At 40.8% G+C, this 25,037-nt stretch carries 22 protein-coding genes; 16 read left to right on the forward strand and 6 right to left on the reverse strand.

What is annotated here, in order from left to right; all coding sequences use genetic code 11:
- The first annotated feature begins 108 nt into the window (after positions 1-108).
- Positions 109-285, forward strand: a complete 177-nt coding sequence (locus LBYS_RS17265; RefSeq protein ID WP_013410128.1) for a BF3379 family histone-like protein — start codon at positions 109-111, stop codon at positions 283-285.
- 37 nt (positions 286-322) lie between these two features.
- Here LBYS_RS17265 and LBYS_RS17270 read toward each other — a convergent pair whose 3' ends face one another.
- Both LBYS_RS17270 and LBYS_RS17275 read right to left on the reverse strand, forming a co-directional pair.
- Positions 323-739, reverse strand: a complete 417-nt coding sequence (locus LBYS_RS17270; protein ID WP_013410129.1) for a MaoC family dehydratase — start codon at positions 737-739, stop codon at positions 323-325.
- Between the two features lie 14 nt (positions 740-753).
- Positions 754-1,146: a YybH family protein gene (locus LBYS_RS17275; protein ID WP_229310434.1), complete on the reverse strand. Its 393-nt coding sequence runs from the start codon at positions 1,144-1,146 to the stop codon at positions 754-756.
- A gap of 71 nt (positions 1,147-1,217) precedes the next feature.
- Between LBYS_RS17275 and LBYS_RS17280 the strand changes: the two genes are divergently transcribed.
- Positions 1,218-2,072, forward strand: a complete 855-nt coding sequence (locus LBYS_RS17280) for a diacylglycerol/lipid kinase family protein (RefSeq protein ID WP_013410131.1) — start codon at positions 1,218-1,220, stop codon at positions 2,070-2,072.
- Positions 2,072-2,401 carry a translation initiation factor gene (locus LBYS_RS17285; protein WP_013410132.1) on the forward strand — a complete coding sequence of 110 codons (330 nt, stop codon included), beginning with the start codon at positions 2,072-2,074 and terminating at the stop codon, positions 2,399-2,401. The genes LBYS_RS17280 and LBYS_RS17285 overlap by 1 nt, the downstream gene beginning before the upstream one ends.
- Positions 2,402-2,413: 12 nt before the next feature.
- Here LBYS_RS17285 and LBYS_RS17290 read toward each other — a convergent pair whose 3' ends face one another.
- From LBYS_RS17290 to LBYS_RS17305, 4 genes are all read right to left on the reverse strand, one after another.
- Positions 2,414-3,862: a peptide MFS transporter gene (locus LBYS_RS17290; RefSeq protein WP_041824948.1), complete on the reverse strand. Its 1,449-nt coding sequence runs from the start codon at positions 3,860-3,862 to the stop codon at positions 2,414-2,416.
- A gap of 63 nt (positions 3,863-3,925) precedes the next feature.
- Entirely contained in the window at positions 3,926-5,224 is a 1,299-nt protein-coding gene (locus LBYS_RS17295; protein ID WP_013410134.1) for an ABC transporter permease, read from the reverse strand.
- 9 nt (positions 5,225-5,233) lie between these two features.
- Positions 5,234-6,148 carry an ABC transporter ATP-binding protein gene (locus tag LBYS_RS17300; RefSeq protein WP_013410135.1) on the reverse strand — a complete coding sequence of 305 codons (915 nt, stop codon included), beginning with the start codon at positions 6,146-6,148 and terminating at the stop codon, positions 5,234-5,236.
- Between the two features lie 515 nt (positions 6,149-6,663).
- Positions 6,664-7,260 carry a hypothetical protein gene (locus LBYS_RS17305; protein WP_013410136.1) on the reverse strand — a complete coding sequence of 199 codons (597 nt, stop codon included), beginning with the start codon at positions 7,258-7,260 and terminating at the stop codon, positions 6,664-6,666.
- 161 nt (positions 7,261-7,421) lie between these two features.
- Here LBYS_RS17305 and LBYS_RS17310 point away from each other — a divergent pair, with 161 nt between their 5' ends.
- The 13 genes from LBYS_RS17310 (at position 7,422) to LBYS_RS17370 (ending at position 25,011) form a co-directional block, all read left to right on the forward strand.
- Positions 7,422-9,965, forward strand: a complete 2,544-nt coding sequence (locus tag LBYS_RS17310; protein WP_013410137.1) for a penicillin-binding protein 1A — start codon at positions 7,422-7,424, stop codon at positions 9,963-9,965.
- 57 nt (positions 9,966-10,022) lie between these two features.
- Positions 10,023-11,126 (forward strand): redox-regulated ATPase YchF, encoded by a 1,104-nt coding sequence (gene ychF / locus LBYS_RS17315; RefSeq protein WP_013410138.1) that lies wholly within the window; start codon positions 10,023-10,025, stop codon positions 11,124-11,126.
- A gap of 94 nt (positions 11,127-11,220) precedes the next feature.
- On the forward strand, positions 11,221-11,895 hold the full coding sequence (locus tag LBYS_RS17320) for a hypothetical protein (protein ID WP_013410139.1): 675 nt from the start codon (positions 11,221-11,223) through the stop codon (positions 11,893-11,895).
- 122 nt (positions 11,896-12,017) lie between these two features.
- A complete protein-coding gene (locus LBYS_RS17325; protein WP_013410140.1) occupies positions 12,018-13,661 on the forward strand; it encodes a TldD/PmbA family protein in 1,644 nt (547 codons plus the stop codon).
- Between the two features lie 6 nt (positions 13,662-13,667).
- On the forward strand, positions 13,668-14,987 hold the full coding sequence (locus LBYS_RS17330; RefSeq protein WP_013410141.1) for a TldD/PmbA family protein: 1,320 nt from the start codon (positions 13,668-13,670) through the stop codon (positions 14,985-14,987).
- A 71-nt stretch (positions 14,988-15,058) separates the two neighbouring features.
- Entirely contained in the window at positions 15,059-16,681 is a 1,623-nt protein-coding gene (locus tag LBYS_RS17335; RefSeq protein WP_013410142.1) for a TldD/PmbA family protein, read from the forward strand.
- Positions 16,678-18,015 carry a TldD/PmbA family protein gene (locus tag LBYS_RS17340; RefSeq protein ID WP_013410143.1) on the forward strand — a complete coding sequence of 446 codons (1,338 nt, stop codon included), beginning with the start codon at positions 16,678-16,680 and terminating at the stop codon, positions 18,013-18,015. The genes LBYS_RS17335 and LBYS_RS17340 overlap by 4 nt, the downstream gene beginning before the upstream one ends.
- A 31-nt stretch (positions 18,016-18,046) precedes the next feature.
- Positions 18,047-18,661 (forward strand): DUF4159 domain-containing protein, encoded by a 615-nt coding sequence (locus LBYS_RS17345; protein ID WP_013410144.1) that lies wholly within the window; start codon positions 18,047-18,049, stop codon positions 18,659-18,661.
- 3 nt (positions 18,662-18,664) lie between these two features.
- Positions 18,665-19,633: an AAA family ATPase gene (locus LBYS_RS17350; protein ID WP_013410145.1), complete on the forward strand. Its 969-nt coding sequence runs from the start codon at positions 18,665-18,667 to the stop codon at positions 19,631-19,633.
- Complete coding sequence (locus LBYS_RS17355; RefSeq protein ID WP_013410146.1) at positions 19,621-20,463, forward strand: DUF58 domain-containing protein; 843 nt, start codon at positions 19,621-19,623, stop codon at positions 20,461-20,463. The genes LBYS_RS17350 and LBYS_RS17355 overlap by 13 nt, the downstream gene beginning before the upstream one ends.
- Positions 20,463-21,443, forward strand: coding sequence for a BatA domain-containing protein (locus LBYS_RS18505; RefSeq protein ID WP_013410147.1), 981 nt, complete (start codon positions 20,463-20,465; stop codon positions 21,441-21,443). The genes LBYS_RS17355 and LBYS_RS18505 overlap by 1 nt, the downstream gene beginning before the upstream one ends.
- A gap of 2 nt (positions 21,444-21,445) precedes the next feature.
- Positions 21,446-23,584 (forward strand): CAF1 family ribonuclease, encoded by a 2,139-nt coding sequence (locus LBYS_RS17365; protein ID WP_013410148.1) that lies wholly within the window; start codon positions 21,446-21,448, stop codon positions 23,582-23,584.
- The gene (locus LBYS_RS17370; protein WP_013410149.1) at positions 23,581-25,011 is read left to right on the forward strand and encodes a hypothetical protein; all 1,431 of its coding nucleotides are present in this window, start codon (positions 23,581-23,583) and stop codon (positions 25,009-25,011) included. The genes LBYS_RS17365 and LBYS_RS17370 overlap by 4 nt, the downstream gene beginning before the upstream one ends.
- Positions 25,012-25,037 lie beyond the last annotated feature (26 nt).

Here is a 25,037-nt window from a genome sequence, read left to right on the forward strand (position 1 = left end):
GGTTTTCTCTGTTTTGTGATAAAAAATCTTTGTTAAAGTATATAAGTTTTGAGAATATTGTTATTTTAGCGATGAGAATCAAATGATTAACATAAACCCCGCTAAAAAATGAATAAGTATTCAGAGCTTTTAAGTCTTGTTGAAGGTCTTAAGGACGATTTCGAAAAGTTTTACGACAAAGGTAACGGCGCTGCTGGTACAAGAGTTAGAAAAGGCCTGCAAGACATTGCAGCTTTTGCTAAAGCCACTAGAATTGAGGTACAGGACATTAAGAACAAGAAGTGATCTCATAAAAAAGGCCGGGTGAAAATCCGGCCTTTTTTTAATAGTGTGTTTCATTCATCAGAGTACCTATACCTCTGATGGTGACTTTGCCTGTTTCTTTGTTTTTTACCTGAGTAGAAATTCGGGCTATGTGTCTTACCGGATCCACTTCCACTACTTCGAATTCCACCAAATAGTCCGTATCTACGTACATAGGTCGAAGATATTCCGTCTCCTGTTTCATGTAAATGGAACCCGGTCCTCCCGGTTCTTCCATGCCTAAAAATCTGGTGAAAACACTACTGCTCAAATGTCCGTGAATAATGGGTTGTTTGAATTTTGTAGTAGCTGCGTATTCCGCATCCAAATGAATTGGATTATGATCTCCGGTTAGATCAGCAAAGGCTTGAACATCAGCTTGAGAAAATCTGAATTCGTGCTGGTACTTCGCACCCACCTCTATCTTTTTGCTCATAAAAGTTTATATGTTTAGCTGGAATGATCACTTACTATCACCCACCGCTGGTTAATTTTTTTAAAAATTAGCGTGAAAAAGCCTGTCAAATCACCCTTTTCTGGTCGGGTTAAATAAAATTGACCTAGCACCCAAGCCGCTTTGTCAGAGAGAAACTCCACTTCCTTGATGTCAAATTTGAGGGTCCCCATGCTAGCTTTATCCGGGTAGGTCTTGAGGTATCTGTCCATTGTGGCTTGCCAGCCCTTAGTAACTCCATTTTTTCCTATGAATTTCAGACTGTCTGATTTCCAATAATCTTGCATAAATGCGGGAATATTTCCCTCATTCCAATATTTCTCCTGGCGACTCATTACTTCTAATATCTTCTCCCTTTCCTGAGCCAGTGTAGGAAAAGTTAGAAGCATAGCACATAGAATTACAAATACTTTACGCATTTTTGTAAAGAAAAAATGAATTTCAAATATATTGATTAAAGTTGAACAAGCCAACCCTAATATTTATTATAAACCCTTCCGCCGGTAAAGGAAAATCCTTGTCAAAAGATCTGGTACTTTCCCATTGGCCGAACCATCAAGTCATTTTTGAAGAAGCTTATGATGGAAGAGCCGAAAGGATCTTGAATTACCTTGAACAAGGAATCACAGAGTTTGTTGTTGCAGGCGGAGACGGGACGGTTAATGATATTGCCAAATTATTGGTTCATACAAATGCTAGCATGGGAATCATACCCTTGGGGTCCGGTAATGGTTTAGCGCGTGATTTGGGATTGCCTACGGAGCCCTTAGAAGCACTGTCTGTGGTCAGCAATGGTACAGTTAGAGCTATTGATGTAGGTTACTTGAACGGTAAACCCTTCTTTTGTACAGCAGGTGTGGGATTTGATGCCTTATGTGCACATGATTTTGCCAAGAAGAAGCACTCTAGAGGGCTTTGGAATTACATCAAGATCATATTTGAAAGATATTTCTCTTATACAGGTATTGAAGCTAGATACCAAAATGGAATTAAACGTTACTTTTCTATTACATTTGCTAACGCGGGGCAATTTGGGAATAATGCCTATATAGCACCTCATGCCAGGGTGGATGACGGTTTGCTGGATTGCGCCATGATTTTGCCTCATCCTAAATGGCGTTTTGCAGATCTAGGCATACGTTTGATTTCCAAAAGGTTGAACGGTTTTCCTTATTTTGAGCATTTGAATTTTAAAGATTTGAAATTAGAAGATCTATCAGATTTACATGCACATATAGATGGAGAAGCAGTAGATTTAGAAGGTCCCACTGTACATGTAAAGATTGAAGAGAAGGCACTGAAAGTTATAATATAATGAAGAAAGGAAAAGGAGGTATAGTGTATTCTACTAACCCGGATTTTGAATATGATTCGGGAAATGATGAGATAGAAACCTTAGAAAACAGCAAGCAGGAATTGAAGATCTGGCTGGATAGAAAAGGAGGAGGGAAGCTAGTCAGTAGGATCAGTGGTTTTATAGGCAAAGAAAGTGATCTGCAAGCCCTGAAGAAGAGGATACAGGGCCTCTGTGGTACAGGTGGTAGTGCCTCAGATGGAGAAGTGCTGATCCAAGGTGATCATAGAGATAAGATCTTAGCCTATTTGTTAAAAGAAGGCTATAAAGCAAAAAAAGCGGGAGGTTAATCCCGCTTTCTTTTATTCTATACCTCCCATCCAACGTTTAATGGGACCGGAGAATACCGCTAATATCAAACCAATACCTAAGCTGATTAAGCACACCTGTAAGAATAATCCAGGTATATCATTTACAGCATCAACCGTAAAGTTTCCAGCAAACAGTCCGGCAATCAAATTACCCAAAGAGGCCGCCACAAACCATAAGCCCATCATTTGGGAGTAGTATTTTCTAGGGGCAAGCTTTGTATAGGTACTTAATCCTACCGGACTCACGCATAACTCTCCCAAAGTGAAAAGTAAATAGGTAAGAAGTAACCAGCCCACATTTGCTTTTGTACCATCTAGAACTAATTTACTAGCCGTAAATAATACAAAGAAGGCCAATGCCAAATTGAAGAGGCCTAGACCGAATTTCAAGGGAGTAGACGGGTTCATCTTCTTCTTAGCTAAGAATATCCAAAGGGCTGCAAACACAGCGGAGAAAATTAGGATAAAGAAGGAGTTCGCTGACTGTAACCAGGAAGCCGGCATTTCCCAATCAAAAATATGGCGATCAGTGTATCTTTCAGCAAAGATGGTTAAAGTAGTGCTAGACTGCTCAAATCCCGACCAGAACACCGCCGCACCTACGAAGAATATAAATAGAACCGCAACTCTTTTCTTTTCCGCAACCGTCAACGAAGAATCAAAGAAACCAATGTATGCAAAGTACAATACGGTCAAGAGTGGAACTACGTATTGCATGTAATTGGTAAACTCTACTAAGGAGATCACCTCAAAGTACAGTATTAGGAAGATGATTAACAAGATAGCCGCTAATGCATAAAGGAAATTCGGACTACCTTTTACTTCCGGCTCGTTACCTACATGTTTTAGTGGTCCCCTAAAACTTCTGAAAACAATTAATCCAATGAACATGGCAAAGGCCGCAGCTCCAAATCCATAATGCCAACCAATCTTTTCACCCAAATACCCTACAATGATCATTCCTAGTAAAGAACCGCTGTTGATTCCCATATAGAAGATGGAGAATGCGGAATCACGTTTCGCACCTCCTTCCGGATAGAGGTCTCCTACGATGGAGCTGATATTTGCTTTTAACAATCCGGTACCAAATGCTACACTTACTAAGCCTGCAAAGAAGTAGGCATTAGACCCCGGAATGGCTAAAAGGATGTGACCGATCATGATGATAATACCTCCCCACCATATCGCTTTTTTCTGGCCAATTAAGTTATCTGCAATCCACCCGCCGGGCAAGGTTAAGATATACACGGCAGCAGCGTATAGACCAAATATCGCCCCCGCTAAATCTTCAGGAAGCCCAAGGGCCCCGTCTTCTACTCCTTTGATCAAATACAAAAATAGGATGGCTTTCATGCCATAGAAACTAAACCGTTCCCCCATCTCCGTAAAAAACAGGACAAATAGTCCTACGGGATGTCCTAAAAAGGTTTTCTCACGCATAATCAGGTTCTTTAAAGTGCCCACACAGGGCTTTTTATTAAAATAGTATTTAGTTAAAAAATTTTACGCCTTATAAAAAAGCCACTTGGCTAATTCCTTCCAAGTTGTCTTTTTGCCATACATCAGTATGCCTATCCTGTATATTCTAGAAGCTACCCAAGTGGTAAATATAAATCCTGCAATCAATAGACTTAATGAAACTATAATTTGCCAAGTAGGGACACCAAAAGGTATTCTTACCATCATGATGATGGGAGAGGTAAATGGTATCATGGAAGCCCAGACAGCAAGTGGGCTGTAAGGGTCCCTAATCACTATTTGAGCTATAGCAAATGAGGCAATGATGGGAATGGTGATAGGTAACATGAATTGCTGAGTATCCGTTTCACTGTCAACCGCAGATCCTACTGCCCCAAACAGTGAACTATACAATAGATAGCCTCCAATAAAGTATAAGATAAAACACAAAATGATGGTCCCTACCGGTAAAGTATTAACCGCGCCCATGATACTAGGCAATAGATCATTAGATACCTCTTGCGCATTTGGTGCAGTAGCAACGGACTGAACCGTAGAATCTGTTACCTTATCCGCTAAGATCCTTCCGCCGGCAGTGAAGATAGCTGTACTTAACACAATCCAAAGACCAAACTGCGTTAATCCCACTAAAGCTACCCCAATGATCTTTCCAATCATCAGCTCAAAAGGCTTTACAGACGAAATTAACACCTCAACTATCCTGCTGGTTTTCTCCTCTGTAATACTCCTCATTACTTGTGCTCCATAAATAAATACGGCCATGTAAATCAAAAACGCAGCAATCCCCCCAATAACTGAGGCAGCAGTGGCGGAGCTTTTCTTCTCTTCTCCGGCTTTCATACTTATTGTCTCTGCAGAGACTTTTACTTTGGCTTGCTCTAAGGTACTTCTAGTAATGCCTGCCTCAGTAAGCTTAATGTTCTCTATCTCGTTCTCGATTTCCCTTTCTATATTGTTTTGCAACTCCAGAGATACTCCCTTTTCACTGTAGATCTTCAGAGAATTAGGCTCGTTTAGAATATTAGCAGGGATATATACCAAGGCATCTGATCCGCTAGCTTTGAGGTTCTGCTTTAAACTATCTAAGTTGCCTTCTCTATAAGAAAAGGTGAAAGTAGACGAATTCTTGAACTTGTTTTTAAATAAGGAGCTTTCATCTAGAACCTCAATCTTTTTCTGGTTCACAGAGGAAATGGCTGCCCAAATGATGCCTGCATATAAAGCAGCCATGAGGACAGGACCTAAAATGGTCATCACTATAAAGGACTTTTTTCTAACTCTGGTCAGGTATTCCCTTTGAATGATGAGGAAAATATTTTTCATATGATAGGTCTAGTTAGAATTTTTAACTGATTTAAGGAAGACATCATTCATGGAAGCTACATCTTCTCGGAATGCCACGATATGCACTTGAGAAAGAAGTTCTCTAAGAATATCAGTAGAGGTAAATTCTGACTTAGCTTTTAAAGTGGATGAAATTAAACCGTCTGAGTGGCAAATGCTGTTCAATACTTCAAATGTTTGATTCTCCATATTTATTTGACCCGTGTATTCCACAGAGAAGGTGTTTGGCTTGAATTGCTGTTTGATCTCAGACTTTTTGCCTTCAAGAACCTTCTTAGATTTATTGATCAAGCCTATGTAATCACATAGTTCTTCTACTGATTCCATTCTGTGGGTGGAGAAGATGATAGTAGAACCTTTCTCTTTCAGTTCCAAAATTTCATCTTTGATCAAACTCGCATTTATAGGGTCAAAGCCAGAAAAAGGCTCATCTAGGATGATGAGTTTAGGTTGATGTAAGACTGTAGCTACAAATTGGATTTTTTGCTGCATACCCTTACTAAGGTCTTCCACATTTTTGTCCCACCAGGTCTTGATGTCAAATTTGATGAACCATTCCTTTAACTTTTCCATGGCTTGGTCCTTTGTAAGACCTTTTAACCTGGCTAGATAAAGCAATTGTTCTCCAACTTTCATCTTTTTGTATAATCCCCGTTCTTCAGGAAGGTAGCCAATGTCATATATATTATCCGGATGTAAGGGTTTACCATCAAAAAGTACCGTTCCTTCATCTGGGCCGGTGATTTGATTAACAATGCGGATAAGTGAGGTTTTACCGGCTCCATTAGGACCTAATAAGCCATAAATTACACCTTTTGGTACGCTTAAACTGACATTGTCCAGGGCTCTGTGGTTCGAGTAGTTTTTTACAACATTCTTTACCTCAAGGATAGTATCGGACATATCTAATTATTTAATAGTTTAATAGATTGTATTCAGTTGAATGGCTTTAAATGCAGTTTGACTTATGCGTTGGTTTTATCTATTTAATAGACAATTTTGGGAATTAAATTTTACAAATGTAGTAAATTATAAATAAAGAGATATATGCCGTATTCCTTTTTTCTGAAGGGAGGAAAAAAAGTGTTTATTCCATGTTATTCTTTCGTTTGGAACTAAGTAGTAATGCCTTTTTAGACCAAATTCGGATGATTCGGTTCTCATTAGGTTTCTGCAAAGATTTTCCCTTCCCAAAACATGTAAGGCCCTGGTACTAAATGTGCAAATAATCACTAAGGCAATTTGTCCCATTTAAATCGCAACTGCATCAAGCATTCCCCTTTGAATCATTAAGTGAATCATTAGTGGAAGATTTGTGAATAGTTGTTTTTGCCTTTCCATTTGAATGGCTATGGTGTGACCAGAAACCACCTTATAAAGTTTCAAATGAGCATCAGACCTACTTTTTTGTGGAATATTTAAATCCGATATTCCTCTGGTATATCGATTCCCTGAAAATGGCTAGTAAGTCCATAGAATATGCCTATGGTGATTAAAGTTCCAAGGATCATGATGATGTAAAATTGAGCTTGTGGAGAGATTATCTTTATGGAGGTCTTGGTCTTATGTACTACCGCTAAATGGGTAAATACAGAGATCAATGCTAGAGCATAGTAGGGTATGAAAAAGAGGTTTATGGGGAAGGTATTTAATCCCGCAACGCCAAAGTAAAAATTGGTGTCTAACTCTAAATAATACCTGCCTACCATAATTGCAGATAGATGAACCAGTAGAAAGAAGCTTAAGTATAATCCGGAGTAGTTTTGGATTATTTGAAAAAAGCTGAGCTTTAGGGTTTTCCTTTTGTACACTAATCTTAAACCACTAAATATCTGGATGCTTACACTGCAAAATAATAGAGTTTCAATTACAATGTTTCTATACAGTATTCGTAGGTAATTCATGCTCTGAATATGCACCTCCGCTCCCCATATACTTCCTAAGTGATTTAGGAGATGTAGGGCAATAAAAATGGAAAGTACAATGCCTGAGAAATAATGTAGCTTTTTGTTCATCCTATTCGAAGTATTTTGCAATGTTAATCCTAGGAACTATTAGGTTTAATTAACTTAGGTTAATTTCAGAGCGATTTATGGGGTATGCTGCTTTAAAGACATACTTAAATGATTTGAAATTAAAGATTATAATATAATTTTGGCCTACTTACCAGATCAAAGTGGGAATATTAGCACGTTTTAAAGAATTCAGTATTCGCCCTTACCTTCAAAAGGGTTTAAGAAGCGTTTTAAGTGAAGAGAAAGCGGTTCAGGTAGAGATCTTTTTGTCTAAAGCCGACCAAAAACTTGATAAAATCTTATACGGTCATTTAAAGCAGCAAGGAGCAAATTATCCTTTGATTCGTAAGATTTACAGAATAGCGTACTGGGCTATAGGACTGACTTTGGGTTTCTTCTTGCAGTTGAGTACAAATTTCTTGTGGCTCACAGGAGGTATGCCCAGTATAGAAGATCTTCAGAACCCAAAACTGAATCAATCCTCCGTGATACTCTCATCAGACGGTAAGGAAATAGGAAAGTTTTTTACAGAAAATCGTTCGGCCGTAGATAGTTCTGATATTTCAGTCTGGATGTTCAAAGCTTTGATAGCTACAGAAGATAAAAGGTTTAATGAACACTCCGGGATAGACCTAAAACGCATGGCTTCAGTGGCCTTTGGGATTCTTACCGGTAATACGGATAGAGGTGGAGGAAGTACTATCTCTCAGCAGTTGGCAAAGAATCTTTATAACACCCGAAAAAAGGAAATGAGAGGGCTGCTGTACTATGTTCCTATAGTAGGCACCTTTATTTATAAGGCCAAAGAATGGGTCACAGCCGTACAATTAGAAAAGAGATTTACCAAAGGCGAAATAGCTACCATGTATCTAAACACCGTGGACTATGGTAATAACGCTTTCGGGATTAAAACCGCTGCTAAGACGTACTTTAATAAGACTCCTGACCAACTGGACATTTCAGAATGTGCCGTATTAGTAGGTTTGCAAAAGGCCACCACCTATTATAACCCCATCCGTAATCCTGAAAATTCTAAGAAACGTAGAAATACCGTTCTGAATAGATTAGTCCAAAATGGAGATTTAGATGCTAAAGAAGCAGAAAAGATAATGTCAGAAGACATCAAATTAGATGTGAACATTGAGGATCCAAATGATGGACTAGGTAATTATTTCAAAGTAGCTTTAGCTAAACAAATCGAGAACTGGGCTAAAGAAAATGACGTAGATATTGACATCTATAGAGATGGACTTAAAATACACACCAGTATAGATAGTAGAATGCAGCTTTATGCAGAATCTGCTATGGAGCAACATATGCGCATGCTTCAAAAAGAATTTGATGCTCAGTGGAAAGATAAGAATCCATGGACCTACGAAAGCGGTGACGAGATCCCGAACTTCATAGAGACCGTAGCCAAAAGGACAAAATTCTATCAGCAATTAGAAGCGAAATATGACGGAAATATAGATTCCATCAACTACTACATGAATCTTCCCATGAAGATGAAGTTGTTCAGTTGGTCAGGCCCCATAGAGAAAGAAATCTCCCACATGGACTCTCTACGTTATTATAAACGCTTTTTGCAAGCGGGTATGATGGCTTGTGATCCTTATACCGGACATATCAAAGCTTGGGTAGGGGGAGTTGATTTTGATCATTTTAAATATGATCATGTAAAACAGGGTAAGCGTCAGCCCGGCTCTGTTTTCAAGCCTTTTGTGTATACGGCAGCCATAGATGGCCCTATGAATTTAGGTCCTTGCGATAGACGTGAAGATAAAATGGTGGAGTATAAGTGGAAAGAGAATGGAGAGGAAAAGGTTTGGAGACCAAAAAATGCCAATGGTACGTTCACTGGAGCCCACCTGACCCTAAGATCTGCATTGGCGCAGTCCGTGAATTCGGTGGCTGTCCAACTGGTAGACGAAATGAAACCTCGCACCGTGATTGAATACGCTCAGAAAATGGGTGTCAAATCCAAGTTAGATAATGTGACATCTATAGGCTTAGGTACCTCAGATGTTTCCCTGTACGAATTAGTGGGAGCTTATGGCATATTTGTGAACGAAGGTATGTACAGAGAACCCATTCTACTAGTAAAAATAGAAGATAGTAAAGGAAAACTGATTGCTGAATTCAAACCGAAGGAGCATCAGGCCATCCGACCAGAATCAGCGTACCTAATGCAATACATGCTCAGAGGAAACGTGGAGGATCCAGGAGGAACAGGTAGAAGAATGTTTAACTACAATGCTTTGTTTCAGAATGGTGGCCAAGTAGCAGGTAAGACAGGTACTACCTCTAATTATTCTGATGCATGGTATGTGGGCTTTACTAAGGATCTGGTTTGCGGTGTATGGGTAGGTGGAGATGACAGGAGTATTCACTTCAGAGGTAGTCAAGGTGAAGGTGCAAAGGCGGCTTTGCCTATATTCGGTATTTTCATGAATAAGGTTTATACGGATAAGGAACTGGGATATAAAGCGGGACCATTCCCTAAACCTGGAGTTAAGATTGAGAAAGACTACTTAGGATGTTACTCTACAGGAGTGGAAGAGATAGAATCTGATAGTTTAAGTGCTGCAGAAATAGATTCAATTCTGACCTATAAAAACAGGTTCAAAGAAGATACACTCATTAAGATCGAGAAGATTGAACGGCCTAGTCCCGCAAGGCGCTTAGATAGTTTACGTTTGCCATAAAATAAGTTGGTAAATGGGGGATAAAACCGTACTTTTGCGAAAATTTTTTTGAATCGTATGGCTTTAAGGGCAGGTATTGTAGGCTTACCAAACGTAGGAAAGTCCACTTTGTTTAACGCAGTGAGTACAAGTGCGAAGGCGCAAGCTTCGAATTATCGTTTCTGTACTATCGATCCTAACGTAGGATTAGTGGATGTTCCGGATACTCGTTTGGATCAATTGGCTGAATTAGTCAATCCTAATCGTGTAGTTCCTACTCAAATCGAGATAGTGGATATCGCCGGACTTGTTAAGGGTGCTTCCAGAGGTGAAGGTCTGGGTAACAAGTTTTTGGGGAATATTAGAGAGGTGGATGCCATCATTCACGTGGTCAGATGTTTTGAAGATGACAATGTGTTAAGGGAAGAAGGAGCCATCAATCCGGTGTCTGATAAGGAGATTATAGATACAGAATTACAACTTAAAGATTTAGAATCTGTAGACAAGAAGATTCAGCGTATTCAGAAAGTAGCTCGTGTGGGTGGAGACGCCCAGGCAAAATTTGAATTAGAGGTCCTTGAGCGTGTTAAACAATGGTTAGAGCAAGGTAAAAACGTGAGAGGAATGGGCCTCTCTAAAGAAGAAATGGTGGCCATTGATGACCTTTTCCTTTTAACCGTAAAGCCTACCTTATATGTGGCTAACGTAGATGAGGCTTCTATGTTAACCGGTAATAAATATTCTCAAGCATTGCAAGAAGTGGCAGATGCAGAAGGTGCTGAGATGATTGTATTGAACAATAGTATCGAAGCGCAGATCGCAGAAATGGAAGATCCTGAAGATAAGGCCATGTTCTTTAGCGAATATAATATGACTGAACCGGGTCTGCATAAGTTGATACGTTCAGCCTATAAATTATTAAATCTGGCTACTTACTTTACTGCTGGTGTTCAGGAGGTTAGAGCCTGGACTATTGGAAAAGGATGGAAAGCTCCTCAAGCTGCCGGAGTTATTCACACGGATTTTGAGAAGGGCTTTATCAAAGCTGAGGTAATCTCCTTTGAAGACCGCATCAAATATAAGACAGAGGCGGCTTGTAAAGAAGCCGGAAGACTCCGAATAGAAGGGAAAGAATATGTGGTGCAGGACGGAGATGTAATGCACTTTAGATTTAACGTATAGGAGGCGAAAGCTTCCTATTTTTTTTGTCTTTTCTTTGGTAATATGAAAGATTTTTAGTATCTTACATAGAATATCAACCTCAGATAAAACCACCATGAAAACCTTCCTCTCACTATTATTGTGCATGAGTCTTAGTGCACAAGCAGAAATCATTGATTTTACTCGGATCAGGCAGAAAAAGGTTAGGAAGTTAATGGCTGAGAACGCCTTAGTACTAAAGGAAGATTTTAATAGATTAGAGACCACCTGTTTTCAAGATGATGGCTCATATTCTAAGAATACCAAAAGTTTTTTGATCAAAGCTTCTCCTGATGCCGTTTGGGCTGCTTATAAGGGGAGTAAGCCGCGTCAATGCTGGATAGGGAAGCTGGTATCGTTCGGATGCTTATATGATTCACCAAATACCCCTATGGTTTATGATGATAACGAGTATTCTGGAATGAAAGTGGGGCAGATTTTATTTATCCAGTTGCGTTTATTTGGAGGGATCTACAAGTTGGCAGTAGCTCACAAGGTAGTTGCCGTGAATGAAGAAGCCAGAAGCCTTCAAATTTGCTACCTAAAACGAGGTGCATCTGAAGGATCACAGTTTATTCGTCTGATTCCTACTCCCGAAGGATATACCGAAGTTTTGCACGAAACATATTATAAAAGTAGCTCTGCGTTTAGAGACAAAAGAATATATCCCGGAATCCATGAAAAGGTTATTTCTGCCTATCATGAGAATGTAGCATCTACCTTGCGTACAGACTTCTTGGTTAGTCGCTAAAATCTCTCTTATCTACCAAAAACTTCCTTTCATCTTCGCGGAAGTTTATTTCTTTGCTCTTCATGCAGCGATTTGCGCTTGATTTAATACTTTTAAGTATTCTTTAACAACCCAAAATTACTATGAAGAGACGGGACTTTATTCAATGGTCCGGTATGGGTGTAGGTGCCCTTCTGGGATCTTCTATACCTGTGATCGGCCGACCGGTATCCCTTGAGGAACTGATGGAACCGCGTGCTGATCGCGCGCTGAAGAAAAGATTAGCGGACGTTGCGCTGAATGTGGCAAAATCAAAAGGTGCCACTTACTCGGATGTGAGGATCGGTCGCTATCTACAACAGTACTTATTCACCAGGGAGAAAAACGTACAAAATATTTCCAATGCTGAATCCTACGGTGTAGGTATCCGCGTAATTGTAAACGGTACATGGGGTTTTGCTGCTACCTCTGATGTTACTCCTGACGGAGTGGCAAAGTGTGCAGAAACTGCTGTAGCTATTGCTAAAGCTAACTCAAAGATCCAAACTGAGCCGGTAAATCTTGCGCCTCAAAAAGGAGTAGGTGAGGTTGTTTGGAATACTCCAATTAAGAAAAATGCCTTTGAAGTTCCCATTCAGGAGAAAATTGATCTTCTTCTAAATGTCAATGGTCAAGCCATGAATAATGGGGCTGCATTTGTGACCTCAAACCTTTTCCAAATCAACGAACAGAAGTATTTCGCTTCTACAGACGGTTCCTATATAGACCAAGACATACATAGAATTTGGCCTACCTTTACCGTAACCGTGGTAGATAAGGCGGCGGGTAAATTCAAGACCCGTGATGCCTTAAGTTCTCCTATGGGTATGGGCTATGAGTATCTGGACGGACTAGCATCTGAAAAGATTGCAGGACCTAATGGTCTAGTAGGTTATAGGAACTCTTATGATATGTTGGAGGACGCCATTTTGGCCGCTAAACAGTCGAAAGAGAAAGTTAATGCTAAGTCTGTAGTACCGGGCAAATATGACCTTATACTTGATCCAAACCATTTAGGATTGACCATTCACGAATCTGTAGGTCACCCTACGGAATTAGACCGTGTATTAGGATACGAAGCGAACTATGCTGGAACTAGTTTTGCTACTTTGGACAAATGGAAAACTAAGAGCTTCAACTACGGTTCTAAGATCGTTAACATCGTAGCAGATAAAACACAACCTCATACCTTGGGATGTGTAGGATATGATGACGAGGGAGTACCTTGTAAGCAGTGGGATATCATAAAGGATGGTATTCTTGTGAACTATCAAGCCACTCGTGATCAGGTAGCCATCTTGGGTGAAAAGGAATCACATGGTTGTTGCTATGCAGACAACTGGGATTCTGTTCAGTTCCAAAGAATGCCTAACATCTCCCTATTGCCTGGTAAAGAGAAATTGAATATCCATGATATGATCAAAGGAGTAGAGAAAGGTATCTACATCATAGGTAGAGGTTCTTACTCTATTGACCAGCAGCGTTACAACTTCCAGTTCGGTGGACAGTTGTTCTATGAAGTGAAGAACGGTGAGATCGTAGGTATGCTTGACGATGTAGCTTATCAATCTAACACTCAGGAATTCTGGAATTCTTGTGCTCAGATTTGTGACAAGGACGATTATCGTACCTTCGGATCCTTCTTCGATGGTAAGGGACAACCCTCACAAGTGAGTGCCGTGTCTCACGGCAGTTCGACCACCCGTTTCAATGGGGTGAACGTAATTAATACCGGACGCAAAATCTAATGGATCATGGCAATTTTAACGAAAGAAGAAGCAAAGAAAATCATAGATAAGGTTTTGTCTTACGCGAAAGCTGACGAAACCGCTGTATCTATTGGCGGACGAAAAACCGGCAATATCAGATATGCTCGGAACACCGTTTCTACCAGTGGAGAATCTTCTAATATTTCCCTGTCTATTACCTCTTTCTTTGGGAAGAGATCAGGGACGGCTACTATCAATGAGTTTGATGATAAGTCGCTAGAAAAGGCTGTAAGAAGATCAGAGGAGATAGCAAAACTTGCGCCGGAAAACCCGGAGTACGTTCCTATGCTTGGACCTCAAACGTACAAAGAGGTAAAAGAGACTTTCGCTGATAGTACCGCGGCCATTGATCCGGAGTACAGAGCTAAAGCTGCATTAGCCAGTATAGAAATTTGCAAAAAGAAAAATTTGACGGCTGCAGGCTATCTAGAAGACTCTGCGGGCTTTAATGCCATGGGTAACTCAAAAGGTTTGTTTGCTTACAATAAATCTACGTCTGTTGATTTCTCTGTAACAGTAAGAACAGATGATGGCTTGGGTTCAGGGTATGCTATTCAGGATTATAATGATGTTAGTAAGCTAAATGCTGCCGCATCAACTGAAATTGCTGCTCAAAAAGCATTGGCATCAAAGAATACTGTAGCTCTAGAGCCAGGTAAATACACCGTTATCCTTGAGCCCGTGGCTGCTGCAGACTTGATTCAAAACATGATGAGGAGTCTGGATGCTCGTAGTGCTGATGAAGGAAGATCCTTCTTGAGCAAGAAAGGTGGCGGTACTCGTCTAGGTGAGAAGCTTTTTGATGAGCGCATAAATATTTATTCAGATCCTTCTAACCCTGAGATTCCTAATTCCGGTTTTGTCATGGACGGACGTCCAAGAGAAAAGACCGTGTGGGTAGAAAAGGGTGTAGTTAAGAATCTAGCCTATTCTCGTTACTGGGCTCAGAAGCAAGGGGTGAAAGATGTACCTCCTCCGGGTGGATTCATTCTTGAAGGTGGAAATGAATCACTTGCAGATCTGATCAAAGGAACTAAGAAAGGTATTCTGGTAACTCGTTTCTGGTATATCCGTGCCGTTGATCCTCAAACCTTACTATACACAGGTTTGACCAGAGACGGAACTTTCTTGATCGAAGATGGTAAGATCAAACATCCGATCAAAAACTTCCGTTTCAATGAAAGTCCGGTGATCATGTTGAATAACGTGGAAGCTATGGGTAAGCCGGTTCGTGTAAACGGTAGCCTTATTCCGCCATTGAAGATCAGAGACTTTACATTCTCAAGTTTATCTGATGCAGTATAAGGAAATGAGCACGAATTCGTTCGTGCTTGTTTTTTTTAACTTAACTTTAGTGTCTAAACCTAGTTAAACTATTGAAAAGGAGAGACTTTATTCAGATTGCCGGCCTGGGCACTATCATGTTGACGGGTCGGGCGGTGAGTGCTCATACCTTGCTTGAGCCTGGCCTAGACGTGGCAGTTAAGAAGCGTCTGGCTGATGCTGCCTTGAATGCGGCGAAGTCGCATGGCGCTACCTATGCTGATGTGAGGATTGGGAGATATCTCAATCAATACGTCATTACTAGAGAGAACAAGGTACAAAACATTGTAAACACCGAAAGTTATGGAGTAGGTGTGCGTGTGATCGCTAACGGATGCTGGGGCTTTGCTGCTATTGTAGATGCAAAGTCTGAAGCGGAAACGGCTAGGGCAGCTGAACAAGCAGTAGCCATAGCTAAGGCTAACTCCAAGCTCATGAAAAGCCCTGTGATACTAGCGCCTCAAAAGGGGTATGGAGAGGTTTCTTGGAAAACCCCGATGACCCGTAATGCCTTTGAAGTGCCTATTCAGGAGAAGGTTGACCTTCTGCTTAACGTAAATGATGCAGCCATGAAAAATGGGGCGAATTACGTGAATTCTCTCCTCTTCATGGTGAATGAGCAAAAGTACTTTGCTTCTACAGATGGTTCCTACATTGACCAGGATGTGCACAGGATATGGCCGGTTTTTGCGGCTACTGCCATTGATCCTAAAACCGGTAAATTTGAAACCAGACAATCTCTGAGTGCACCGGTAGGAAGAGGATATGATTATCTTCAAAGTAACCCTTCTGATAAAGTTACGGGTGTAACTACCCGCTACAATAAGGGCTATGATATGCTTGAAGACGCCATTGCAGGTGCTCAGCAAGCAAAGGAGAAATTGTCCGCTAAATCCGTAGAGCCGGGCAAATATGATTTGGTTTTAGATCCATCCCATTTGTGGCTAACCATCCATGAATCAGTGGGACACCCACTAGAATTAGACAGAGTCTTAGGCTACGAAGCTAACTTTGCGGGTACTTCTTTTGCTACATTAGATAAATTGAAATCTGGTAATTTCAACTATGGAAGTAAAGAAGTCCACCTTTTTGCCGACAAGTTACAAGAAGGCTCATTAGGTGCTGTGGGTTGGGACGACGAGGGCGTAAAAACCAAACAATGGGACTTGGTGAAAGACGGTATACTGGTAAATTATCAAGCCACCCGTGATCAAGTACATATTCTAGGCGAAAACGAATCGCATGGATGTTGTTATGCTGACAGTTGGAGTTCCGTTCAGTTCCAAAGAATGCCAAACGTCTCTTTGGCTCCGGGGAAAACGCCATATTCTGTACAGGATATGATCAAGGATGTGAAGAAAGGAATTTACATAGTGGGTGATGGTTCTTTTTCCATTGACCAACAACGATATAATTTCCAATTTGGAGGGCAGCTTTTCTACGAGATCAAGAATGGAGAAATTGTAGGAATGCTTAAAGATGTGGCTTATCAGTCGAATACTCAGGAATTCTGGAATTCTTGTGTGAAGGTTTGTGATGCGAAGGATTACCGCCTAGGAGGCTCTTTCTTTGATGGGAAAGGGCAACCTTCTCAGTCTTCAGCGGTGTCTCATGGTAGTTCTACCGCTCGTTTTAATGGGGTTAACGTAATCAATACAGCACGTAAAATCGGATGAAAGCATTACTAAACGAATTTGAAGCAAAAGCCCTTTTGGAGAAAGTAATACGTCTCTCTAAAGCAGAGGAATGTACAGCCTTCTTAAGCGGTGAAATCAAGGGTAACATACGTTACGCCAGAAACGAGGTGTCTACCAGCGGAAGTATAACTAACCAAAATCTTTTGGTCCAAGCGGCTTTCGGTAAAAAAGTAGGGACTGCCACCATAGACGAATTTGATGAAGCCTCTCTGGAGAGAGTAGTTAGAAGGGCAGAGGAGTTAGCTAGACTGGCCCCTGAAAATCCGGAATACATGCCTAATTTAGGCCCTCAGCAATATCTAGAATCTAAAGGCTACTTTGAAAGTACAGCAGCTTTTGATGCAGATAAAAGAGCGGAGGCGGTAGCCAAGAGTTTGGCTATTGCAGATCAGGATGGTTTGACATCAGCTGGATTCTTAGAGAACCAAACAGCTTTCTCTGCTATGATGAACTCCAAAGGGCTGTTTGCGTATTATCCAAGTACCCTGATCAATTTCTCCTTGACCGTCAGAACGAGTGATGGCACAGGGTCTGGTTATGTGATCAGAGGATATAATGATGCCTCTAAACTGGATACTGAAGCATTGACTCAAATAGCTGTAGCGAAGGCAAAAGGTTCTGTAAATGCTAAGGCACTGGAGCCTGGAAAATATACGGTTATATTAGAGCCTACTGCTGCGGCCGTTCTAATGGAAAGCCTTTACGGTGATCTGGATGCTAGGTCTGCTGACGAAGGTAGATCCGCCTTTAGTTTACCTGGAGGCAAAACCCGTTTGGGTGAGAAGATTGTAGATGAAAGAGTAACCATCTATTCTGATCCTACAAATCCGGATCTTCCCTCTCCCGCATGGTCAGGAGATGGTTTGCCGCAATATAAGGTGTACTGGATAGAAAAGGGTGTAGTGAAGAACCTGGCTTATTCCCAATATTGGGCACAGCAAAAAGGTAAAAGCCCGCTTCCTTATCCCAATAACCTCATCATGGAAGGAGGAACGGAGAGTTTGGAAGACATGATTAAAGGTACCAAAAAAGGAATTTTGGTGACTAAATTATGGTATATCCGCCCCGTAGATCCTCAATCCTTACTGATGACCGGATTGACCCGTGACGGAACCTTCTACATCGAAGACGGAAAAATCAAGTTCCCGGTGAAGAATTTCCGTTTTAACGAGAGTCCTATCATCATGTTGAATAATTTAGAAAGTTTAGGCAAATCTGAAAGGGTAGTGAGTACGGAATCTGACCAAAGTTATATGGTTCCGGCCATGAAGATTAGAGAATTTACCTTCTCGTCTCTTTCAGATGCGGTATAATTAATAAAGGTGCTTTAGTGCCGGTAAGTGAGTGAGACCGTTTTTTTTTACAAGATTACAATATACCTCCGGAAACTGGGATACAGACCAACGTATGCCCTCTAACTTGTTGCATTCCCTTGTGGAATACACAACTATACCCATAGATGAGAAGGAAAGGATTATTCCTTTGAGCAGTAATGAACTGTTTAAAAGTCCTTTCTGCTATCTGAGTGGTCATAAGTTGGTGGAATTTTCCACACAGGAGAGAGATCATTTCCGGAGGTATGTAAATAATGGGGGTTTTGTTTTTGTGGACGACTGTAACCACGATATAGACGGGCTGTTCGCTAAATCTTTCGAATTGGAGATGGAGAGGACCTTCGGCCCCGGCCGACTAAACAAGATCCCCAATAACCATCCCCTTTACACTTGTTTTTTTGAATTTGATGGGCCTCCTACTACGAGTTTTGAGTTGAACGGTTGGGGCGATGATTTGGTGCACGATTATCTCAAGGCTGTGGAAGTAAATGGCCGAATAGGAGTTTTATACAGCAACAAGGATTACGGTTGTGAATGGGACTACGATTTCCGAAATAAGCGCTGGTTAGTGGAAGATAACACGCGTTTCGGTGTAAATATTATTAAGTACGCATTAACGGTTTGAGTTTTGGAAAATTTAAAAGAGTATAAAGAACTTGTAAGCAAACTGCCTGCATTAAAGAAAGAGATAGGTAAGATTATTGTAGGCCAAGAAGAAGCTATTGATGAAGTATTGATTGCCTTATTAGCTGGAGGACATTGCCTCTTGGAGGGTGTTCCCGGTCTGGCAAAAACTTTGATGGTGAAAACCCTTGCTGAAGCTCTAGATATGAGTTTCAAGAGGATACAGTTCACTCCGGATTTGATGCCGGGTGATATAGTAGGAACAGAGGTGATGGAAGAACATGAAGGTAAGAAAACCTTTGTTTTTAATAAAGGTCCTCTCTTTGCTCATGTGGTACTTGCAGATGAGATTAACCGTACACCGCCTAAAACTCAATCTGCCTTATTAGAAGCCATGCAGGAGTATAAGGTGACCTATTCCGGTACTACCTACCAGTTGCCTAAGCCGTTCTTTATTATAGCTACGCAAAACCCTATAGAACAGGCGGGTACTTATCCCCTGCCTGAGGCCCAGTTAGACCGCTTCCTGCTTTACATCAAGTTGAATTATCCTACGGAGCAGGAGGAATTGATGGTATTGAAGAATACTACGGGAACCAGGAATGTACCTTTGCAAGGTGTATTTACGGAAAAAGAAATTCAAACTTTACAAGACTTGTGCAGACAAGTGCACATCACTGACGAATTACTAGCCAAGGTGAACGGTTTAGTGCGTTCTACCCGACCAGCAGATTCTACTTCTGATTTTGTGAAGCAGTGGTGCGACTGGGGTGCGGGTCCAAGAGCAGGTCAGGCTTTAGTACTTTGTGCCAAAGCTAGAGCTTTGATGCAAGGTAGATTCTCAGTAGTGCCTGAAGATATCTCAGCATTGGCTAAACCGGTGTTAAGACATAGGATAGCTTTGAATTTCAAGGCGGAAGCAGAAGGAATCAGTGCCGATAAAGTCATAGAAAACCTGGTATGGAAATCCTAAAGCTAAATAATTTACAATTAGCAGGAAAAATCATCAGTGAACGCGTGCTCCTAGGGGTCCATTCTAGTAAAAAGTATGGAATGGGAACAGAGTTTGAGCAATATAGGCATTATCTGCCAGGAGATGATCTGAAGAGAATAGACTGGAAGCTATATGCCAGATCCGGCAAGCACTTGGTAAAAGAAAGCTTAACGGAAAGCCATATGCATGTCCGTTTTGTCATTGACATGACCGCTTCTATGAACTACGAAGAAGAGGTCAGTAGATTAACTTATGCTAAAACTTTAGTAGCATCCCTGTCTTATTTGGCATATAGACAAAATGATCCTCAAAGTCTGTTTTTCTTAAAGAATGGAAAAGTAGAGCAGGCTGTTGCGGAAGGGAGGGGTAGTTTTCAAAAGATACTCTACACCTTGGAATCAGCTAAGGCAGAGGGAGGCTGGCCTCAAGCTAGAGCAAGTTTTCCCTTATATGCCGGGAAGGAGTTAGTAGTGTTTGTATCTGACCTTCTGCAGATGGATTCAGAATGGACGGCTTTGCTGAAAAATATGGCATCTCCTAAGCGACAAATCCTGGTCATACAGTTGCTGGGAGAAAAGGAAAAGAGTTTAGATCTGAAAGGTTTCTTCCGATTTGACGATTTGGAAGGCTCAGATTACTATGAATTAGATGCAGATAGTGTGAAGAAAGGTTATAAAGAAGCCATAGGGAAGTATTTGGAGGAGCTAAAGAATGATTTGTTAATGCCTCATGTGCATTTGATTCAGGCATCTCTCCAAGATGATCCAGCTACAGTCATAAGTCAGGGATTAAAATTGATCAGAAGGTAATGGAGAATCCGGGAATTTGGTGGGGAGCATTAGGGCTTATTCTTCCTATACTTCTCCACTTTTGGCACCATAAAAAGGGCAAACCCATAGCTTGGGCTGCTACGCGTTTCTTGAAGGAAATAGCAGTCAAGAGATCCAGAGGCTTTCGTCTGGAGGACTTGCCTTTATTGATCCTTAGATGCGCTGTACTACTGTCTTTACTTTTGTTTTTGTCCAAACCCTGGATAGGATGGATGAAAACAGAGGTGGTACATTGGGTAGAGCCAGCAGTAAAAGAACAGTTTAAATTTGAAATAGAGCAGGCAAAGCAAAAGGGAGAGAAGGTACTTTGGTTTGATGGATCTGAAGAAAAAGAACCTCTCGTTTATGATCTTCAAATGGGTTTGAATACGTGGAAAGGCAAGGCCAAACATCATATCTATTTAGATGCAAACTCGGATTATTCTGCTTTTGATCAAGTGTTTGTACCAGGTGAATTCGAGTTGCACATCAGTCCATCTGCTGCAAGAGATACGGTGGAAGCACCAAAGAATATGGTAGCCTTGGTAACGTATGGACATAAGGAAGTCATTGCTGCTCTTAACAGTATACGGGAAGTTTTAGCAGTGAATGTAGAAATTGATACTGCAGAAATAGAAGGCAAGAAATACGATATACGTTTTGGCGCTCATGCAAAAGAAAGCGCAGAATTGCAGATCTGTCCGAGACCAGAGGATAAACGTCAAGAGGTAGTAAAAGGTAACATTATCTATTTAGATCAGCCTTGGAATCAATCAGATCTGGTGTTTGACGGTAGATTACCAGAATGGATATGGGCTAAATTTCAAGGTCCTCCTCGAGAAGAGATCTCTGAAAATCAGTTAAAAAGTAAATTCCAAAGTAGAACTACAGGAGTTACTCCGTATGAACCTGGCTTTTTTATCCTTTTCTTGGTATTATTAGGAGGGGAGAGATGGTGGTCAATTCGTAAAAATGCTTAGAGATGCGAAATTTGGTAAAGAAGGTTGAGAATCAGATGCAGGGAAACCAGTGGTTAAAAGTACTGCTGGTAGGAATAGCGGGACAGTTGTTGATAGGTCGATTCCTAGATGAAGAATCTCGCTGGACGGCCTTCTTGAGGGGCATTCCTTACTTACTGTCTTTATTTTACTTTGTACCCTTGAAAAATAGCAAGGAAAGGGCATTGCGTTTTTTGCATAGTTATTTTCCTCAAGCGGAATATAGCTTAGACCTCTTAGAAAAGGAGGAATGGAATGTGGCGGAGCAACTGCAGGTAGAACGATTAGAAGAACAATTACAAGGACAAAAACTACCTAATCTATTATTTCGGGACCTTTGGAAGTATCTACTATTAGTAGCATTCGCCTGGGCTACAACTATTATCAAGATAAAGATTGAAAATAAGGAGGATAAAGAACTAATTACAAAGGCGGCAGAAGAAAAAAGGGAGATAGCACCCACCTTCTCTCAACTAAGGGTAAAGGTAAATCCTCCTTCCTATACAGGTATAAGTGCTACTCATTCTGGGGATGGAAATATCTCGACTATTGTGGGAAGTCAAGTAGAGTGGACGGTCAAGATGAGTAAGACAGATGAGGTAAAAGTATATCTACATAATGGAAGAGGAGAGGATTTAGCATTCATAAAATCAGGTGATGCGTTCTCCTATAAAGATAAGGTGGTCAGTACCGGAATTTATGGTCTAAAGGCGGTTTGGAAAGATTCGGTTATTTGGCAGTCTGATTATTATAAGATAGAGTCCATTCCTGACCATGCACCAAAGATTGAACCCGGCACCAAGGAACTCTACCAGTTTCATTCCCTCAATGATCCCAAAGATTTGAAACTTGAAGCAAAGATCAGTGATGATTTTGCTGTTACTCAAGTATATCTGGTAGCCACTTTAGCCAGAGGATCAGGGGAAAATGTAAAGTTCAGAGAAGTGAGATTTCCTGTAAGCAATGATAGATTTAAGAGTAAGGTTTTATCAAAACAATTATCTCTTACAGCACTGAATTTTACTCCTGGTGATGAGTTGTATTATTATTGGGCGGCAATAGACAATAAATCACCTCAACCCAATTTTTCCAAATCAGACACCTATTTTATTGTCTACAAGGACACATCTGCTAAAAACCAGACAGATATAGCCACTATGGCGGTGAATATCCTACCGGAATATTTTAGAAGTCAAAGACAAATCATCATTGACACGGAAAAGTTAATAGCGCAGAGAAAGAAACTCAAAGTAGCTGATTTTAATGCTACTTCTAATGAGATTGGTTTTGACCAAAAAGCTTTGCGTATTAGGTATGGGCAGTATTTGGGCGAAGAATATGAGACCAATATCGGAGGGCATGTAGAAGATAGTGATGATCCTTTGGAAGGGTTTATGCATAAGCATGATTCTGAAGATGAACATCATCACGAACATATTAAGCCGGCCCAAAAGGCGGAGGCATCTACATCTTCTGATCCGCTTGCAGAGTTACTAGAAGCCTATGTTCATTCACATGATGATGCAGAAGCGAATACTTTTTATGAGGCATCTACCAGGAGCTTGCTCAAGACGGCAATGGAGAACATGTGGCAATCAGAATTGCATCTCAGATTATATGAGCCGGAAAAGGCTTTGCCTTATGAATATAAAGCATTGGAATTTCTGAAAGAAGCACAACATAAGGCTAGAACGTTTATAGCTAAGACGGCTTATGATCCGCCTCCCATTAAAGAAGGGGAACTTCGTATGAAAGGAGAATTAAAGAAGTTTAATGATCACTTTAAAAAGGAATTGAGTTTAAGCGAAGTGCAATTGAAAGTGCTGTGTGCGAGGGCAATAGGATACTTAAATGTTTATCCTCAATGGGGGAATAAGGAAAAGGAGGAGATTGCCAGATTAAGTACGGCGCTTTCACCCATAATGGTTCAGGCCGGATTAGATAAATGGAAAGTGATACGCTTGCTACAGAATAGTTTGAATGATACTACTTTAAGTGCAAATGATTTACAGTACTTGAAGAGTAGTTTAAAAGAGTTGACAACCGGGAAAAATGTAGGGAGCACCCCTAGGAAGCCGGCAAATAAGAGTTTGGAAAAAGCATTTTGGAACCATTATTTATGAAAGAACTGGAGATAGGAATAGTAGTTCTCATTTTTATAATTGTCTCTTACGCCCTGTGGAAGAACAAAGAGATAAGTAATAAGCAAAGGATAGTTAAATTCCTATTGAATTCCCTCTTGCTCTGCGCAGTCCTGCTGCTTATTCTAAATCCTAGTTGGACCGTTGACAAAGAAAAAATCTTGATATATGATGGAAAGATCCCCGATTCTTTGGTGAAGAAAATGGAGGATAGCTTAGAAGTTGATAGGTCTATTTCCTTGCGTCAATTCCTTAATAACCCTTTTAAGGATGGTAAAATATATCTCTTAGGTCAAAAAGCTACTCCGGAAATGCTGAGCACGCTAGCAGGCTCAGATGTGAACTGGCTTCCCTACTTTCCTGCAGAAAAACCCCAGGATTTGAGGTGGTTTGCGAATATTCAGAGAGGTAGCCGACAAACCATTTCTGGAAGGATTGAAGTGCCGGAATCAGGGAAATTGTACCTGAGTTTTGGTGATAGAAAGTTGGATAGCACAGTATTAGCAGCGGGGACCCAATTCTTTTCTCTAAGTTTTCCTGTCTTTTCTGAAGGAAGGACTGAGGTGGATTTGATTTGGAAGAACCAGAGTGTTGCTGCTGTCTCGTTTTTTGCCCGACCTGAAGAAAAGCGGAAAGTGCTCATTATGGAAGACTATCCTGAGACGGAACACAGAGTCTTAGCTGAATGGTTAGGGAGGAGGGGACATGATGTTAAGGTATTTACACCGGTAGCGAAGGGCCATACTCAGACGACCACTATTAACAAAGATTCAGAGCCTGATTTTATAATAGCTTATGCGCATCAAGCTTCGAATGGTCAGATCAGGAAATTAGTAGAGGAAGGGAAAAGCGTCCTGTTCTTAGATGGTAAGAATGTAGGACAAATAAACCAAAGTTTAAAGACAGGATTTCAAATAAGTAGAATATCAGATGGTGAGGAAATGCCCTTTAAAGGCATTTTGACTAAACAACCCTATGCTTTAAAGGTCAAAGCAAATCAAAAGCAAGTGAAAGACCTTCCACTATATTATGAGATGAAAGGAGGTAAAGTAGGAGTTAGCCTATGGAATGAAACCTATCCGGCCCAATTTAGTGGAGATAGTTTATTGTATGAGGAACTATGGTCAGAAGCATGGAGTGCATTAAGTAATAGAGATTCTTTGCTTCTTGAAGGTCCGGTATTTGTCGGAGAAAAAGTAGATTCTACCTTTTTAGCGAAAGGCTGGAACAAGGTTGGTGCGTATGGAGAGGTAATGGCCCAGGATCAGGAAAACTATATTGAACAATGGGTTAGGAAGAATGAGATTCAGCACAAAGAGGGGAAAAGAACTCTGGCACCAAATTGGAAATATCTCTTGGTTTTACTTATATTGGGACTTATTTGGATTGAGCCTAAATTCAAATACTAGAAAACCTGTAGGCCTATAGGGATAAT

This window comes from Leadbetterella byssophila DSM 17132, from assembly GCF_000166395.1.
Lineage (GTDB): Bacteria > Bacteroidota > Bacteroidia > Cytophagales > Spirosomataceae > Leadbetterella > Leadbetterella byssophila.

What these genes read in the sequence shown, in the direction of transcription:
- LBYS_RS17265 (WP_013410128.1), top strand. Translation starts at nt 109, where the DNA reads ATGAATAAGTATTCAGAGCTTTTAAGTCTTGTTGAAGGTCTTAAGGAC.
- LBYS_RS17270 (WP_013410129.1), bottom strand. Translation starts at nt 739, where the DNA reads ATGAGCAAAAAGATAGAGGTGGGTGCGAAGTACCAGCACGAATTCAGA.
- LBYS_RS17275 (WP_229310434.1), bottom strand. Translation starts at nt 1,146, where the DNA reads ATGCTTCTAACTTTTCCTACACTGGCTCAGGAAAGGGAGAAGATATTA.
- LBYS_RS17285 (WP_013410132.1), top strand. Translation starts at nt 2,072, where the DNA reads ATGAAGAAAGGAAAAGGAGGTATAGTGTATTCTACTAACCCGGATTTT.
- LBYS_RS17290 (WP_041824948.1), bottom strand. Translation starts at nt 3,862, where the DNA reads ATGCGTGAGAAAACCTTTTTAGGACATCCCGTAGGACTATTTGTCCTG.
- LBYS_RS17295 (WP_013410134.1), bottom strand. Translation starts at nt 5,224, where the DNA reads ATGAAAAATATTTTCCTCATCATTCAAAGGGAATACCTGACCAGAGTT.
- LBYS_RS17300 (WP_013410135.1), bottom strand. Translation starts at nt 6,148, where the DNA reads ATGTCCGATACTATCCTTGAGGTAAAGAATGTTGTAAAAAACTACTCG.
- LBYS_RS17305 (WP_013410136.1), bottom strand. Translation starts at nt 7,260, where the DNA reads ATGAACAAAAAGCTACATTATTTCTCAGGCATTGTACTTTCCATTTTT.
- ychF (WP_013410138.1), top strand. Translation starts at nt 10,023, where the DNA reads ATGGCTTTAAGGGCAGGTATTGTAGGCTTACCAAACGTAGGAAAGTCC.
- LBYS_RS17320 (WP_013410139.1), top strand. Translation starts at nt 11,221, where the DNA reads ATGAAAACCTTCCTCTCACTATTATTGTGCATGAGTCTTAGTGCACAA.
- LBYS_RS17325 (WP_013410140.1), top strand. Translation starts at nt 12,018, where the DNA reads ATGAAGAGACGGGACTTTATTCAATGGTCCGGTATGGGTGTAGGTGCC.
- LBYS_RS17330 (WP_013410141.1), top strand. Translation starts at nt 13,668, where the DNA reads ATGGCAATTTTAACGAAAGAAGAAGCAAAGAAAATCATAGATAAGGTT.
- LBYS_RS17340 (WP_013410143.1), top strand. Translation starts at nt 16,678, where the DNA reads ATGAAAGCATTACTAAACGAATTTGAAGCAAAAGCCCTTTTGGAGAAA.
- LBYS_RS17355 (WP_013410146.1), top strand. Translation starts at nt 19,621, where the DNA reads ATGGAAATCCTAAAGCTAAATAATTTACAATTAGCAGGAAAAATCATC.
- LBYS_RS18505 (WP_013410147.1), top strand. Translation starts at nt 20,463, where the DNA reads ATGGAGAATCCGGGAATTTGGTGGGGAGCATTAGGGCTTATTCTTCCT.
- LBYS_RS17365 (WP_013410148.1), top strand. Translation starts at nt 21,446, where the DNA reads ATGCGAAATTTGGTAAAGAAGGTTGAGAATCAGATGCAGGGAAACCAG.
- LBYS_RS17370 (WP_013410149.1), top strand. Translation starts at nt 23,581, where the DNA reads ATGAAAGAACTGGAGATAGGAATAGTAGTTCTCATTTTTATAATTGTC.